Source organism: Brachybacterium sp. sponge, assembly GCF_001613775.1.
In the GTDB taxonomy this organism is placed as follows: Bacteria; Actinomycetota; Actinomycetes; order Actinomycetales; family Dermabacteraceae; genus Brachybacterium; species Brachybacterium conglomeratum.
Genome location: NZ_LRMP01000004.1, coordinates 353,854 through 368,367 on the forward strand (window position 1 = coordinate 353,854; position 14,514 = coordinate 368,367).

At 72.0% G+C, this 14,514-nt stretch carries 13 protein-coding genes; 4 read left to right on the plus strand and 9 right to left on the minus strand.

Translation table 11 applies throughout. The annotated features are described in order from the left end of the window. Positions 1–11 precede the first annotated feature (11 nt). From gap to uvrA, 6 genes are all read right to left on the minus strand, one after another. A complete protein-coding gene (gene gap, locus A4A78_RS16135; RefSeq protein WP_010551492.1) occupies positions 12–1,016 on the minus strand; it encodes a type I glyceraldehyde-3-phosphate dehydrogenase in 1,005 nt (334 codons plus the stop codon). 112 nt (positions 1,017–1,128) lie between these two features. Then, positions 1,129–2,127 (minus strand): DNA-binding protein WhiA, encoded by a 999-nt coding sequence (gene whiA / locus A4A78_RS16140; RefSeq protein WP_062951001.1) that lies wholly within the window; start codon positions 2,125–2,127, stop codon positions 1,129–1,131. Next, on the minus strand, positions 2,111–3,244 hold the full coding sequence (yvcK, locus tag A4A78_RS16145; protein ID WP_062951002.1) for a uridine diphosphate-N-acetylglucosamine-binding protein YvcK: 1,134 nt from the start codon (positions 3,242–3,244) through the stop codon (positions 2,111–2,113). Before yvcK ends, whiA begins: the two co-directional genes overlap by 17 nt. Then, positions 3,241–4,137 carry an RNase adapter RapZ gene (gene rapZ, locus A4A78_RS16150; protein ID WP_062951003.1) on the minus strand — a complete coding sequence of 299 codons (897 nt, stop codon included), beginning with the start codon at positions 4,135–4,137 and terminating at the stop codon, positions 3,241–3,243. Before rapZ ends, yvcK begins: the two co-directional genes overlap by 4 nt. A gap of 39 nt (positions 4,138–4,176) precedes the next feature. Further along, entirely contained in the window at positions 4,177–6,117 is a 1,941-nt protein-coding gene (gene uvrC / locus A4A78_RS16155) for an excinuclease ABC subunit UvrC (RefSeq protein ID WP_062951005.1), read from the minus strand. 12 nt (positions 6,118–6,129) lie between these two features. Next, positions 6,130–8,997, minus strand: a complete 2,868-nt coding sequence (uvrA, locus tag A4A78_RS16160; RefSeq protein WP_062951007.1) for an excinuclease ABC subunit UvrA — start codon at positions 8,995–8,997, stop codon at positions 6,130–6,132. Positions 8,998–9,069: 72 nt separating this feature from the next. On the opposite strand from uvrA, the gene A4A78_RS16165 reads away from it, so the two are divergent. Then, a complete protein-coding gene (locus A4A78_RS16165; RefSeq protein WP_062951009.1) occupies positions 9,070–9,747 on the plus strand; it encodes an MBL fold metallo-hydrolase in 678 nt (225 codons plus the stop codon). Continuing rightward, positions 9,744–11,504 carry a bifunctional 3'-5' exonuclease/DNA polymerase gene (locus A4A78_RS16170; protein ID WP_231881076.1) on the plus strand — a complete coding sequence of 587 codons (1,761 nt, stop codon included), beginning with the start codon at positions 9,744–9,746 and terminating at the stop codon, positions 11,502–11,504. The genes A4A78_RS16165 and A4A78_RS16170 overlap by 4 nt, the downstream gene beginning before the upstream one ends. On the opposite strand, the gene A4A78_RS16175 is transcribed toward A4A78_RS16170, so the two are convergent. Continuing rightward, entirely contained in the window at positions 11,479–12,072 is a 594-nt protein-coding gene (locus tag A4A78_RS16175; RefSeq protein WP_062951011.1) for an AAA family ATPase, read from the minus strand. The genes A4A78_RS16170 and A4A78_RS16175 overlap by 26 nt on opposite strands. A 39-nt stretch (positions 12,073–12,111) precedes the next feature. Beyond that, positions 12,112–12,813 carry a hypothetical protein gene (locus A4A78_RS16180; RefSeq protein WP_062951013.1) on the minus strand — a complete coding sequence of 234 codons (702 nt, stop codon included), beginning with the start codon at positions 12,811–12,813 and terminating at the stop codon, positions 12,112–12,114. Positions 12,814–12,965: 152 nt separating this feature from the next. Here A4A78_RS16180 and A4A78_RS16185 point away from each other — a divergent pair, with 152 nt between their 5' ends. Together A4A78_RS16185 and A4A78_RS16190 are read left to right on the plus strand one after the other, a co-directional pair. Beyond that, positions 12,966–13,487, plus strand: coding sequence for a pyrimidine dimer DNA glycosylase/endonuclease V (locus tag A4A78_RS16185; protein WP_062951015.1), 522 nt, complete (start codon positions 12,966–12,968; stop codon positions 13,485–13,487). Between the two features lie 243 nt (positions 13,488–13,730). Continuing rightward, positions 13,731–13,943: a helix-turn-helix domain-containing protein gene (locus A4A78_RS16190; RefSeq protein WP_062951017.1), complete on the plus strand. Its 213-nt coding sequence runs from the start codon at positions 13,731–13,733 to the stop codon at positions 13,941–13,943. 68 nt (positions 13,944–14,011) lie between these two features. Here A4A78_RS16190 and A4A78_RS16195 read toward each other — a convergent pair whose 3' ends face one another. Then, positions 14,012–14,494 (minus strand): NUDIX hydrolase, encoded by a 483-nt coding sequence (locus tag A4A78_RS16195; protein WP_231881077.1) that lies wholly within the window; start codon positions 14,492–14,494, stop codon positions 14,012–14,014. Positions 14,495–14,514 lie beyond the last annotated feature (20 nt).

Consider the following 14,514-nt stretch of genomic DNA (forward strand, 5'->3'; position numbering starts at 1 on the left):
CGACGTGAGGATCAGAGGGACTTGCCGACCAGCTGCGAGAGCTCGACGAGGCGGTTGGAGAAGCCCCACTCGTTGTCGTACCAGGAGAAGATCTTGACCTGGTTGCCGTTCACCTTGGTGAGCTGCGCGTCGAAGATCGAGGAGTGCGGGTCGCCCTCGATGTCCTTGGAGACGATCGGGTCCTCGGTGTAGCGCAGGACGCCCTTGAGCGGGCCCTCGGCGGCCTTCTTGATCGCGGCGTTGATCTCCTCGATCGTGACCTCGCGGGAGGCCTCGAAGGTGAGGTCGGTGATCGAACCGGTGGGGACCGGCACGCGCAGCGAGTAGCCGTCGAGCTTGCCCTTGAGCTCGGGGAGCACCAGCGCCACGGCCTTGGCCGCACCGGTGGTGGTCGGGACGATGTTCAGGGCGGCGGCGCGTGCACGGCGCGGGTCCTTGTGAGGGCCGTCCTGCAGCACCTGGTCCGAGGTGTAGGCGTGGATCGTGGTCATCAGGCCCTTGACGATGCCGAACTCGTCGTTCAGCACCTTCGCCACCGGCGCGAGGCTGTTGGTGGTGCAGGAGGCGTTGGAGATGATGTCGTGCTTCGCGGGGTCGTAGTCGCCCTCGTTCACGCCGATGACGAAGGTCGCGTCCTCGTTCTTCGCCGGGGCGGAGATGATGACCTTCTTGGCGCCGGCCTCGATGTGGGCCTTGGCCTTCTCGGCGTCGGTGAAGATGCCGGTGGACTCGATGACGACGTCTGCGCCGATCTCGCCCCACGGGATGTTCTTCGGATCGCGCTCGGCGTACGCCTTGAAGGTGTTGTCGCCGACGGTGATCGAGTCCTCGTCGTGCGAGACGTCGTAGGGAAGCACCCCGCCGATCGAGTCGTACTTGATGAGGTTCGCGAGCGTGGCGTTGTCGGTGAGGTCGTTCACACCGACGATCTGGATGTCCGCCTGCTGCTCGAGAGCGGCGCGCAGGAAGTTGCGGCCGATGCGGCCGAATCCGTTGATACCAACCTTGACGGTCAAGGGTTCCTCCTAGTGTCGCGGTGAGTCCGCGACGTTCGAGTACTGACATGGCGCGCACGCCCTCGTACGCTCGGGCGACGCCGGCGTGTGACCGACGACCGTGACGATCTTATCAACGACCGGCATCAGGGGACGAAGGAAGATGGTCCTCGTCCACTCCGTGGTCGGTCCCGGGGATGCCGAGCTCCTCCGCGCGCTTGTCCGCGGTGGCGAGCAGGCGTCGGATCCGACCGGCCACGGCGTCCTTCGTGAGCGGCGGATCGGCGAGTCGGCCGAGCTCCTCGAGGCTCGCCTGGCGGTGCTCCAGACGGAGGCGACCGGCGGCCTGCAGGTGCTCGGGCACGTCCTCGCCGAGGATCTCCAGCGCGCGCTGGACGCGCTGGCCCGCGGCGACCGCGGCCCGCGCGGAGCGGCGCAGGTTCGCGTCGTCGAAGTTCGCGAGCCGGTGCGCGGTCGCCTTCACCTCGCGGGTGGTGCGGCGCTGCTCCCAGGTGCGCACCGTCTCGTGGGCGCCCATCCGGGACAGCAGGGCGGAGATCGCGTCGCCGTCGCGCAGCACCACCCTGTCCGCGCCCCGCGCCTCCCGGGCCTTCGAGGCGACGCCGAGCCGCCGGGCCGCGCCGACCATCGCCAGCGCCACCTCGGGGCCGGGGCAGGACAGCTCCAGGGCCGAGGAGCGGCCCGGCTCGGTGAGGGTGCCGCGGGCGAGGAACGCCCCGCGCCACGCGGCCTCCGCGTCCACCAGCGCCCCGCCGACGACGAAGGGCGGCATCCCGCGCACGGGACGGCCGCGCGCGTCCAGGAGTCCGGCCTGGCGGGCCAGCATCCCGCCCTCGCGCTCCACCCGCACCAGGTAGCGGGTGGTGCGGCGGATCCCGGAGGGGGCCAGCACCGCGAGCTCGGCGCGGTGGCCGTACATGTCGGCGATGATGCCGTGCAGCCGCCGCGCGACCGCCGCCGAGTCCAGCTCCGCCTCGACCACGACCCGGCCCGCGACCAGGTGCAGGCCCCCGGAGAAGCGCAGCATCGCGGCCGCCTCGGCCTTGCGGGCGGAGGGCCGGGTCACTTCGAGGTGGCTGAGCTCCTCCTTCGCGTCACCCGTCAGCGCCATGCATGTCCTCCTCGATGCGGGGGGCCGTGCCCCTCGTGGTGCGGTGGTGTCGCTTCCGGCGCGACGCGGGGCGGTCGTCGCCGCGCTCCACGTCCCCGTAGGCGTCGTCGAACAGATCGCGGTACGCCGCGGCCAGGCGCACCGGGTCGTGCCGCGGCGTCCCGTCGCCGACGCTGACCTGGCGCAGCAGGGTGCGCAGCCCCCGCTCCTGCGCCGCCTCGGCGAGCTCGAGGACGTCCTCGAGGGTGGTCGGGTCGGCGACGAGGGCGTCGAAGAGGCAGTCCCCCGCGTGGTCGAGCAGCACGTCCAGCATGTCCAGGCTCGTCATACCCTCGGCCTCCTGCGCGCCGACGGAGAGGTTCGTGATGATCCCCTTCCGCGCCGGGCTCGCCGCGATCGCCTCGGCGATCTCAGGGATCATCAGATGCGGCAGCACGGAGGTGTACCAGGAGCCGGGACCGAGGATGATCCAGTCCGCACGCCCGATCGCCTCGAGCACATCGGCGGGGACGCGGGGGCGCGGCGGGATCAGGCGCACGTCCTCGACGCGGCCCTCCGCGGTCGCGACCTGGTACTGGCCCGAGACCGTGCGGGCGCTGCCGTCGGCGCCGACCACGCGCGCCTCGATGTCCAGCGGATCCAGCGCCATCGGCAGCACGCGCCCTCGCGCGCCGAGCAGCTCGGCCATCTGGTCGAGGCCCTCGATGGGGTCCTCGAGGATCTGCCACAGCGCGACGATCATCAGGTTCCCGAGCGCGTGCCCGTCGAGCTCGCCGTCGGTGGCGAAGCGGTGCTGGATCACGTCGCCCCAGATGGACCCCCATTCGGAGTCCTCGCACAGGGCCGCGAGCGCCATCCGCAGGTCTCCCGGGGGCAGCACGGGCATCTCGGTGCGGAGCCGGCCCGAGGAGCCGCCGTTGTCGGCGACGGTGACCACGGCGGTGATGTCGTCGGTGAGCAGGCGCAGGGCGCGGAGGTTCGCGGCGAGGCCGTGGCCGCCGCCGAGGGCGACCACGCGCACGGGCCGCTGCGGGGCGCCGCGGCCGCCCCGCTGGGCGCTCGCCGAACGGTCGGCGCCGCGGAGCCGGAGACGTCGGCTGCGGGAGGCGATGCTCATTCCCGCCCCAGATCCCGGTGACGGATCCGCACCGCGTGCCCGGCGGTGCGCAGCTCGTCGCCGATCCGCTCCGAGACCGCGACGGAGCGGTGCTTGCCGCCCGTGCAGCCGATCGCGAGGGTGGTGAAGTGCTTGTTCTCGGTGCTGTAGCCGCGCAGCACCGGGGTGATCATCTCGATGTACCGCTCGACGAACTCGGCGGCGTTCGCGTCGCCGAGCACGAACTCGGCGACGTCGGCGTCCGTGCCCCGCTTGGGACGCAGCTCCGGCACCCAGTACGGGTTGGGGATGAAGCGCACGTCACTGACGTGGTCGGCCTCCAGCGGGATCCCGTACTTGAAGCCGAAGGACAGCATCGTCACGGTCAGACGCTGCTCCTCGCCGGTGCCGAACAGCGAGCGCATCTTCATCGTCAGCTCGTGCACGTTCAGCGGCGAGGTGTCGATGACGAGATCGGCGGTGCGCCGGTAGCGGGCGAGCATCTCGCGCTCGCGGCGGATGCCCTCGAGCACGCCCTCCTCGCCCTGCAGCGGGTGAGGGCGGCGCACCGAGTCGAAGCGCCGCACGAGGGTGGGCTCGTCGGCCGTGAGGAAGAGCAGACGCAGGCGCAGATCGGCCTTGCGCAGCTCGTCGACGACCTCGCCGAGCTCCGTGAAGAAGGGGCCGGAGCGCGGGTCGACCACGACCGCGAACCGGTTCTCGCGGCCGACGGCGGAGGCCTGCAGCTCGTAGAGCGTGCCGATCAGCTGCGGGGCGATGTTGTAGACCACGTACCAGCCCATGTCCTCCAGGGCGTGCGCGGCGGTCTCCCGTCCGGCCCCGGCGAGCCCGGTGATGATGACCACGTCGCCTCGGGTGTCCGTGGTAGGGCCGGGGATGGACTCCTCGGTCACGGGTGCTCCTTCCGGATCGGGGGTGGACGGGCCTCGCTCTCAGCCCTCGAGGATCTCGCCGGTCGCCATGTCCACGGTGACGCCGAGTGCGTCGTCCGCGGTCTCGGCGTCCGAGGCGGTTCCCTGCTCGGATGTTAGCGCGGCGGTGATCTGCGCGGCCAACGCGGGCCCGATCCCGTCGACCTCCGTGAGCTGTTCCTCGCTCGCCTCGCGGATCGCGGAGACGGTGACGAAGCGGTCCAGCAGCGCGCGGCGCCGGGCCGGGCCGAGGCCCGGGATGCCGTCCAGGGCGCTGGCCTGCATGGCCCGTCCGCGCTTGGAGCGGTGGTAGGTGATGGCGAAGCGGTGCGCCTCGTCGCGCAGGCGCTGGACGAGGAAGAGCGCCTCGGAGGTGCGGGGCAGGATGACGGGGTACTCCTCCCCCGGCAGCCAGATCTCCTCGAGCCGCTTGGCGATGCCGGCCAGGGCGATGTCGGTGATGCCGAGCTCGTCGAAGGCACGCTGCGCGGCGGCGACCTGCGGCGGGCCGCCGTCGACGAGGATCAGCGAGGGCGGGTACGCGAAGCGCTTGAAACGGCCGGTCTCCTCGTCCTCCGTCGGCTCGGGCGGGTCGAGGTGGTGCTTCAGCCGGCGCGTGATCACGTCGTGCATGGATGCGGTGTCGTCGCGGGCGGCGGCGCCGGTGACCGAGTAGCGGCGGTACTCGCTCTTCTTGGGCAGCCCGTCCTCGAACACCACCTGGGAGCCGACGACGTTGGTGCCCTGGGAGTGGGAGATGTCGAAGCACTCGATCCGCAGCGGCGGCTCGGCGAGGTCGAGCGCCTCCCCCAGGTCCTCGAGCGCCTTGGTGCGGGCGGTGAGGTCGCCGGTGCGCTTGAGGCGGTGCAGGCGCAGCGCCTCGGTCGCGTTCTCGCCGACGGTGATCAGCAGGTCCTTCTTCTCACCGCGCTGCGGGACGCGCAGGTCGACGGTGCGGCCCATCAGCTCGCGCACCTGATCGAGGTTCGTGGGCAGGATCGGGACGAGCACCTCCTTCGGGGCGCTCCCCTCGGTGTACAGGGTGGTCAGGGCGCGCTCGACCAGGTCCGGCGCGGTCGACTCGTCGAGGATCTCCGCGGTCCAGCCGCGCTGGCCGCGGATCCGTCCGCCGCGCACGTGGAAGACCTGCACGGAGGCCTCGAGCTGGTCCTGGGCGAGGCCGATCAGGTCGGCGTCGGTCGCGTCGGAGAGGACCACGGAGTTCTTCTCCATCACCTTCTCGAGCGCCTGGAGGTCGTCGCGGAGGCTCGCGGCGGTCTCGTAGTCCATCGCCGCGGCCGCGGCCCTCATCCGCTGCTCGATGCGGCGGGTGTACTTCGAGGTGTTCCCGGCCATGAAGTCCGCGAACTGCTCGGCGAGCCGTCGGTGCTCGTCCTCGGAGATATCTCCGACGCAGGGCGCCGCGCACTTCCCGATGAAACCGAGCAGGCAGGGCCTGCCGGACCTCTCCGCCCGCCGGTACACCCCGGCGGTGCAGGAGCGGATCGGGAACACCCGCAGCATCAGGTCGAGAGTCTCGCGGATCGCGCCGACCTGCGGGTAGGGCCCGAAGGTGCGGTCGCCCTTCGCGCGCGGCCGACGGGTGATGTGCACCCGCGGCACCTTCTCCCCCATCGTGATCACGAGATAGGGATAGGACTTGTCGTCGCGGAACTTGACGTTGAACCGCGGATCGAACTCCTTGATCCACGTGTACTCGAGGGTGAGCGCCTCGACCTCGGTGCCCACCACGGTCCACTCGACGCTCGTGGCGGTGGTGACCATGCGCCGGGTGCGCTCGTGCAGGACGGAGAGGTCCTGGAAGTAGTTCACCAGGCGCTGGCGGAGGTTCTTCGCCTTGCCGACGTAGATGACGCGGCCGTGCTCGTCCCGGAACCGGTAGACCCCCGGCCTCGTGGGGATCGTGCCGGTCGCGGGGCGGTAGGTCGCCGGATCAGCCATGGCTCCGCCTGTTCAGCGGGCCGCGGCCGCGCCCGCTCGTCCGCCCTCGAGCATCGGGGCGAGGAAGCGACCGGTGTAGGAGCCCTCGACCTTCGCCACCTTCTCCGGGGTGCCGGTGGCGACGATCCTCCCGCCGCCGGCGCCGCCCTCGGGGCCGAGGTCGATGACGTGGTCGGCGGTCTTGATGACGTCGAGGTTGTGCTCGATGACGATCACGGAGTTGCCCTTGTCCACGAGCCCCTCGAGCACCTCGAGCAGCTTGCGCACGTCCTCGAAGTGGAGGCCCGTCGTCGGCTCGTCGAGCACGTAGATGGTGCGGCCGTTGGAGCGCTTGTGCAGCTCGGAGGAGAGCTTCACGCGCTGCGCCTCGCCGCCCGAGAGGGTGGTCGCGGACTGGCCGAGCTTCACGTAGCCGAGGCCCACGTCGACCAGGGTCTGCATCTGGCGGCGGATCGCGGGGACGGCGTCGAAGAACTCGAGCGCCTCGGCGATGGACATGGCCAGCACCTCGGCGACGTTCTTGTCCTTGAACTTCACCTCGAGCGTCTCGCGGTTGTAGCGCTGGCCCTTGCAGACCTCGCACTGCACGTACACGTCGGGCAGGAAGTTCATCTCGATCTTCAACGTGCCGTCGCCGGAGCAGGCCTCGCAGCGACCGCCCTTGACGTTGAAGGAGAAGCGCCCGGCGGTGTACCCCCGGATCTTCGCCTCGTTGGTCTGGGCGAAGAGGGTGCGCACCCGGTCCCACACGCCGGTGTAGGTGGCGGGGTTCGAGCGCGGGGTGCGGCCGATCGGCGACTGGTCCACGTGCACGACCTTGTCGAGGTGCTCGAGGCCGGTGACGCGCTTGTGCCGCCCGGGCACGATGCGGGAGCGGTTGAGCTCCTTGGCCAGGACCGAGTACAGGATGTCGTTGACCAGGGAGGACTTGCCCGAGCCGGACACGCCGGTGACGGCGGTGAGCACGCCGAGCGGGAAGGAGACGTCCTGCCCGGTGAGGTTGTTCGCGCGCGGCGCGACGACCTTCAGCATCCGCTCCTTGTCCACGGGGCGGCGCACCGCGGGCACGGGGATCTCCAGCTCGCCGGAGAGGTAGCGGCCGGTGAGGGAGTCGGGGTTCTGTTTCAGGCCCTCGACGGGGCCGGAGTGGACCACCTTCCCGCCGTGCTCGCCGGCGAGCGGGCCGATGTCCACGACCCAGTCGGCCGAGTTGAGCGTGTCCTCGTCGTGCTCGACGACGATCAGGGTGTTGCCGAGGTCGCGCAAGCGCTCGAGGGTCGCGATGAGGCGCTCGTTGTCGCGCTGGTGCAGGCCGATGGAGGGCTCGTCGAGGACGTAGAGCACGCCCACCAGGCCGGAGCCGATCTGGGTGGCCAGGCGGATGCGCTGCGCCTCGCCGCCGGAGAGGGTGCCGGCCGCGCGGGCCAGGGAGAGGTAGTCCAGGCCCACGTCGAGCAGGAAGCCGAGGCGGGAGCGGATCTCCCGCAGCACCTCGTCGGCGATCGCGGCCTCCCGCACCCCGAGCTCGAGGCCCTGGTGGAAGGCGAGCGCGTCGCCGATCGACATCTCGCAGACCTCGGCGATGGACTTCCCGCCGACGGTCACGGCGAGCACCTCGGGGCGCAGGCGCGCACCCTGGCAGGCGGGGCAGGGCACCTCGCGCATGAACTGCTCGTAGCGCTCCTTGGCCCAGTCGGACTCGGTGTCGCTGTGACGCCGCTCGAGGAAGTGCATGACGCCCTCGAAGCCCGTGGAGTAGGTGCGCTCGCGTCCGAAGCGATTGCGGTACTTCACGTGGACCTTGAAGTCCTTGCCGTGCAGCAGCGCCTCCTTCGCACGCTCGGGCAGCGCGCGCCAGGGGGTGTCCATCGAGAAGGCGAGCTCCTCGGCGAGGCCGGACATGACCTCCAGGTGGCGGTCGGCGTGCCCCATGGTCCACGGGGCGATCGCGCCGCCTGAGAGGGAGAGGTCCTCGTCAGGGATCACGAGCTCGGGATCGACCTCGAGCCGCTGGCCCAGGCCCGTGCACTCGGGGCAGGCGCCGTAGGGGGCGTTGAAGGAGAACGTTCGCGGCTCGATGTCGTCGATCGCGAGGGGGTGGTCGTTCGGGCAGGCGCGCTTCTCGGAGAAGCGGCGGGTGCGCTGCGGGTCCTCGTCGTCGCGGTCCACGTAGTCGACCAGCAGGATGCCCTCGGCCAGCCGCAGCGCGGTCTCGACCGAGTCGGTGAGGCGACGGCGCGCGTCGGGCTTCGCGGAGAGCCGGTCGACGACCACCTCGATGGTGTGCTTGTAGCGCTTGTCGAGGCTGATCTCCTCGTCCAGGCGGCGGTTGTCCCCGTCGATGCGGGCGCGGGCGTAGCCCTGGGAGCGCAGGGAGCTGAGCAGGTCCTGGTGCTCTCCCTTGCGGCCCTGGACGACGGGTGCCAGCAGCTGGAAGCGGGTGCCGGGCTCCTCCTCGAGGAGGGTGTCCACGATCTGTTCGGCCGAGGAGGAGGTGACCAGCTCGCCGCAGACGGGGCAGTGCTGCTCGCCGGTGCGGGAGAACAGCAGGCGCAGGTAGTCGTAGATCTCGGTGATCGTGCCGACGGTGGAGCGCGGGTTGCGGTTGGTGGACTTCTGGTCGATCGAGACCGCCGGGGAGAGCCCCTCGATCAGGTCGACGCTGGGCTTGTCCATCTGCCCGAGGAACTGCCTCGCATAGCTGGAGAGCGACTCGACGTAGCGTCGCTGCCCCTCGGCGAAGATGGTGTCGAAGGCCAGGGAGCTCTTGCCGGAGCCGGACAGACCGGAGAACACCACCAGCTTGTCGCGGGGGATGTCGATGTCGATGTTCTTGAGGTTGTGCTCGCGCGCACCACGGACGACCAGGGAATCAGTCACCCCGGCATTCTAGGGGCGCACACCGACCATCGAACAGTTGTTCGGGGGAGATAAGGGCGACATACTGTCCCCATGGCTGATCACGAGTACACCGGACACGTCGAGCCGGGCGGCGAGCCCGCCGTGCGCGACCTCGAGCACCTGCAGATCCGCAAGCTGTCCGTCGGTCCGATGGACAACAACGCCTACCTGCTGACCTGTCGGTCGAGCGGCGCCCAGCTGCTGATCGACGCGGCCGCGGACCCCGACGCCCTGCGCCGGATGATCGCGGCGGGCGCCGAGCACAACTGGCTGGACGTCATCCTCACCACTCACTCCCATCACGACCACGTGGGCGCGCTCGCGGAGATGGTCGCGGCGACCGGCGCGCGCACCGCCGCCGGTGCGGAGGACGCGAAGGAGATCGCGGAGAAGATCGACCTGCCCCTCGCCCACGGCGACGTGATCGAGTTCGGCGAGCAGCAGGTGGAGATCATCCACCTGCGCGGCCACACCCCCGGCTCCGTCGCGGTGCTGTGGCGCGGCGGCGAGGAGGGCGACCACCTCTTCACCGGCGACTCCCTCTTCCCCGGCGGGGTGGGCAACACCGACCGCGACCCGCAGCGCTTCGCGCAGCTGATCGACGACGTCGAGCAGCGGATCTTCGACCGGCTGGACGATGCGACCTGGGTGTACCCGGGCCACGGCGACGACACCACGCTCGGGGCCGAGCGGGCCTCCCTCCCGGCCTGGCGCGAGCGGGGCTGGTGACCTCTCCCCCGCCGGGCACCGCCGCACCCGCCCCGGCGCGGTGCGTGCTCGGTCGCGGGGCGGGCGGAGTGGTCGTGCTGCGCGGGCTCGCGGCCGGCGGATCCGTCCTCGACGAGCGGACCTGCACCGTCCAGGATCTCCCCTCCCTCGTCGCCGAGCTCGAGGCCGCGCACCGGCCGCGCTGGGTCTGGAGCGACGCCGCCGCCTGGTACCCGCGTCTGCTCGCGGCCGGGGTGACCCTCGAGCGCTGCCACGACCTGCGCCTGGTGCACCGGATCCTGCGCCATTCCGACCTGGTGACGGAGCCCGGTCCTCTGCGCGAGGCGACGGGATGGGACACCCCGCTCGAGCCGGAGGAGCCGCGACGCGACCTCGGCGCGACCCTCTTCGACCTCGATGCCCGGCCGTCTGCCGCCCACGGCGTGCCCGACGGGATCGAGGAGACCGGTGCGGAGCTCGCGCGGCAGCTCTCGGCGATCGCGGGCGCCGAGGACCCGACGCGGCTGCGCCTGCTGCTGGCGGCGGAGTCCGCCGGGGCGCTGATCGCGGCCGAGCTGCAGGCGGCGGGGATCCCCTGGGACGTGGCCGAGCACGACCGGATCCTCACCGAGGCCCTGGGGCCGCGCCCCTCCCCCGGGACGCTCCCCGCGCAGATGGTGCAGGTCGCCGCCGAGGTGCGCACCGCGCTCGGGGATCCGACCGTGTCGCTGGACTCGCCGCCGAAGCTGCTGCGCGCCCTGCACCGCGCCGGCATCGACGTCTCCTCCACCTCCCAGTGGGAGCTGCAGGAGCACGAGCATCCGGCGATCGAGCCCCTGCTGCGGTACAAGAAGATGTCCCGCCTGCTGACCGCCAACGGCTGGGCATGGATGGACGAGTGGGTGAGCGAGGGACGGTACCGGCCCGTCTACGTGCCGGGCGGTGTGGTCACCGGGCGCTGGGCCTCCAGCGGCGGCGGGGCGCTGCAGATCCCGCGCCGGCTGCGGCCCGCACTGCGCGCCGATCCTGGCTGGCGGCTGGTCAGCGCCGACGTCTCCCAGCTCGAGCCGCGGGTGCTCGCGGCGATGTCGCACGACGGGGAGATGATCGCGGCAGGGGCCGGGAAGGACCTCTACTCCGGCATCGTCGAGGCGGGCGTGGTCGCGAGCCGGCAGGAGGCGAAGGTCGGGGTGCTCGGCGCCCTGTACGGCGGCACCACAGGGGACAGCGGACGAGTCGTGCCCCGGCTCCGACGCACGTTCCCCGAGGCGATGGCGCTCGTGGACGGTGCCGCCGCGACCGGGGAGCGCGGCGGCACGGTGACGACCTGGCTGGGCCGCTCCTCCCCCGCCCCTGAGCCCGGCTGGGTGCAGGCGCAGCGCTCCGCGAACGGGCCCGACGCGGGCGCCGGCGAGCAGGAGCGGGCCCGCCGCTCGGCCCGCGACCGCGGCCGGTTCACCCGCAACTTCGTGGTGCAGGGCACCGCGGCGGAATGGGCGCTGTCCTGGATGGCGGCGCTGCGGCTGCGGCTCGCGCAGCTCCCCGAGGTCTCCACCGACGAGCGGGCCGACGCCTCGGGTCCGGTGTTCTCCCGCCGCGCGCACCTGGCGTTCTTCCTCCACGACGAGGTGATCGTGCACGCCCCGGCCGATCACGCGGACGCCGCGGCCGCCGCGATCCGCGAGAGCGCCGATGCGGCCGGGCGCCTGCTCTTCCCCGGCAGCCCGATCGACTTCCCCCTCGATCTCGCGATCACGGAGCGCTCGGCGGAGAAGTGAGCTCCTCAGGAGCGGACGGCGTCGGCCCCCCACGCTCTCGCGGGCCGGTGCGGAGCATCGAGAGGTCCGCGAGGATCCGCTCGACGATCTGGTCCTCGTCGAGCTCCTCGGCGAGGACCTGCTCCCCGGGGACGCCGAGCACGTCGTGCGGGCGGTACCAGGACGCGACCTCCTCGGCGGTCACATGGCCCGCGATCGGCTTGCCGGCGTGCCGCCGCAGCGTCTCCGGCAGGCTCACGTCGAGGTAGTACACGAGTCGCGGACCGGGTGCCTCCGCGAGCATCCGCGCGAACATCCCCCCATACCGCTCGGCGCCGAAGATGCCTTCGAGGAGGGTGATCCGCCCGATCCCGAGGCAGTGCCGCACCATCGACTCGAGCAGGCCGACGGTGTCGCCCCGGCCGCTGTCGCGCTCCCACAGTAGCTCGCGGCGCACATGGTCCTGCCCGATCACCGCGACCTCGCCGCGCGGAAGGGCGCGCTGGACCCGGCGAGCGACCGTCGACTTCCCGGAGGCGGAGTTCCCCCGCAGGACGACGAGCGGCGGCGCGCTGCGGGGAGTCGTCATCACTCGATCCTGGCAGACCTCCGCCGTTCTCCGCGGGCACTACGCGCCGGGATCCTCCGGGGCCAGTGCGGAGAGCGCCTCGAGCAGCGAGTCCATGCGGCCGGCGCCGAGGAGCGGGCTGAGCGGCTGGGAGAACCACTGCTCCCAGACCTCGTCGAGCTGGGCGGCAGTGGGCGCGGCGCCGGTGCCCAGCAATTCTGCGATCGCCTCCGCCTCCGGGGCGTACTCGTCCTCGGGCACACCATCCCTGCCCGGGGCGAGGGCCATCGGGTCTTCGCGGGTCAGGAGCGCGAGGACCTGCTCTTGCGTCGACGTGCCGCCGGGCTCGGCGGTGCGTTCGTCGAAGAGGGTCGAGGCCAGGGTCACCGCACCGGTGGCGAGTCCGATCCAGAGCCGAGGTGCGGGCACGCCGCGGCGCCGCAGGAAGTTCTCCGCCCCGCGGTCCAGGCGCAGGCCCGCGACGCCCGCCCCGACCATCAGGCCGCCGAGGGCGAGCGAGATCGCGGTCTCGGGGACCGTCGGCGGCCGCAGGCCGTGAGCACTCGGGTCGTCGTCGGCCGACGGGTCCGGGCGCCCCTGCTGCGCCAGGAGGCTGACGCCGGTGGTAAGCACCGCGGGAAGCGCGACGTAGCCGGCGCGCACGGGGCGCGGGAGGCGGTGCACGGGGATCATCCCGAGGCCCGACGCGGCGGCGGTGCCGACGGCCGATGACAGGATCCGGTTGCGCTGGGACTGGGGCACGGGGTCCTCCTTCTCTCGCGGCGGGACGAGTCGCGCACCGCGGGGCGTGGCGTGCTCATGACGCTATCGGGAGAGCCTGAGCGTGACCGACGACGATCGTCGGTGCGCGGCGCGACCTTCGCCTGCCTCGGCGGATGAGGGAGGATGGCCCGATGCGCCTGTGGTCCCTGCACCCCCGTCACCTCGACCGCCAGGGCCTCACGGGCTGCTGGCGGGAGACGTTGCTGGCCCAGGCGGTGCTGGCCGGGCGCACCCGCGGGTACCGATCGCATCCTCAGCTCGAGCGCTTCCGCGCGCAGGCCGATCCACTCGACTCGATCGGGGAGTATCTCGAAGTGCTCGCCGAGGAGGCGGCGACGCGCGGGTACCGCTTCGACCGCTCCCGCATCGACCGTCGGCCCGCCCGGTCGGTCAAGGACGGAGCAGCCAGCGGAGAGGCGGCCCACGGCGCCTCTGCCGGCGCGGTCGTCAGCAGGGTCGAGGTGCCGAGGATCCCGGTCACCAGCGGGCAGCTCGACCTCGAGTGGCGGCATCTGCTCCACAAGCTCGAGGAGCGCAGTCCGGAGCGCTGGGAGCGCGCGAACTCGCTCGCGGGGCCGACGGCGCATCCGCTGTTCGAGGTGGTCCCCGGGCCGGTCGAGAGCTGGGAGCGCGCCGAGGAGCCGCCGCGCTGAGCACACGGCACCATGCATGCGTCGCACCGTCACCGCGAGGTGGTGAAGCCGGGCCGCCTCCGAGACCGTCGGACAGGCGTTCCCGACGAAGACCGGAAGCATTCTGCCGATCGTGAGTCAGCGGACGCTATGCGGCAGGGCATCACATGACCGCTCGCTCGTTTCGGCAGGATCCTTCCGAAACTGGAGCGGGGGTGGCAGACTTCCTCGCGTCGACCCCACTTTCGGAAAGTTCGTTCCGGTATGGCTCAGGCTCAGGACCCCGCGACGGAGATCGGCGCTGCGATCCGTCGTGCTCGTAAGGAGGCCGGGCTCACCCAGCAGCAGCTCGGGGATCTGGCCGGGGTGTCCGACCGGACGCTGCGCGACATCGAGTCCGGCGCGGGCGGTCCCGCGCTGCGGTCGGTGCTGAGCGTGCTCACCGTGCTCGGCCTCCAGGTGACGATCACGCCGTGAGCGATCTCCCGGGGCACGGCGCCCTGCGGGAGATCGGGCTTCGTCGCTCGCAGCTGGAGGGGTGAGGCTCAGTCCGATCCGGGTGTCCCGTCGTCGGCCCGGCCGGTGCCGACATCGAGCGCGAGGCGGAGCCAGCGCGAGACGGGATCCCCGGCCGGCACGTCGGCGAGGTCGGTGCGCAGCCAGCGGGCCTCGCGCAGCTCGAGCGAGGTGCGCACCTCGACCCCGCCGGCCCTCCCCGACAGCAGCGTGAGGGTGTCGCGCTTGCCCTCGGTCCTCACCTCGAGCGTCCTCAGCTCGTCGAGCTCGCCCCGGATGCGGAGGCCGAGCTCCTCGTGCACCTCGCGGCGCGCCGCGTCGGAGGGTGTCTCCCGCGCGGTGCGATAGCGTCCACCGGGCAGCGCCCACCGGTCCTGGTCCACGTAGGAATGGCGCACGGCCAGGAACAGCTCGGGCCGCTCGGGGTGGCGCAGCAGCACCTTCACACCGTAGGTGCGCGGTCTGCGCACCCGCCACCAGAGCCGGCGCATCCGATGGCCGGCGGTCAGCACGGCGCCCAGCGTGCACCCGC

Coding starts and splice junctions, on each gene's coding strand:
- whiA (WP_062951001.1), bottom strand. CDS start 2,127: ATGGCGCTGACGGGTGACGCGAAGGAGGAGCTCAGCCACCTCGAAGTG.
- yvcK (WP_062951002.1), bottom strand. CDS start 3,244: ATGAGCATCGCCTCCCGCAGCCGACGTCTCCGGCTCCGCGGCGCCGAC.
- uvrC (WP_062951005.1), bottom strand. CDS start 6,117: ATGGCTGATCCGGCGACCTACCGCCCCGCGACCGGCACGATCCCCACG.
- A4A78_RS16165 (WP_062951009.1), top strand. CDS start 9,070: ATGGCTGATCACGAGTACACCGGACACGTCGAGCCGGGCGGCGAGCCC.
- A4A78_RS16175 (WP_062951011.1), bottom strand. CDS start 12,072: ATGACGACTCCCCGCAGCGCGCCGCCGCTCGTCGTCCTGCGGGGGAAC.
- A4A78_RS16185 (WP_062951015.1), top strand. CDS start 12,966: ATGCGCCTGTGGTCCCTGCACCCCCGTCACCTCGACCGCCAGGGCCTC.
- A4A78_RS16190 (WP_062951017.1), top strand. CDS start 13,731: ATGGCTCAGGCTCAGGACCCCGCGACGGAGATCGGCGCTGCGATCCGT.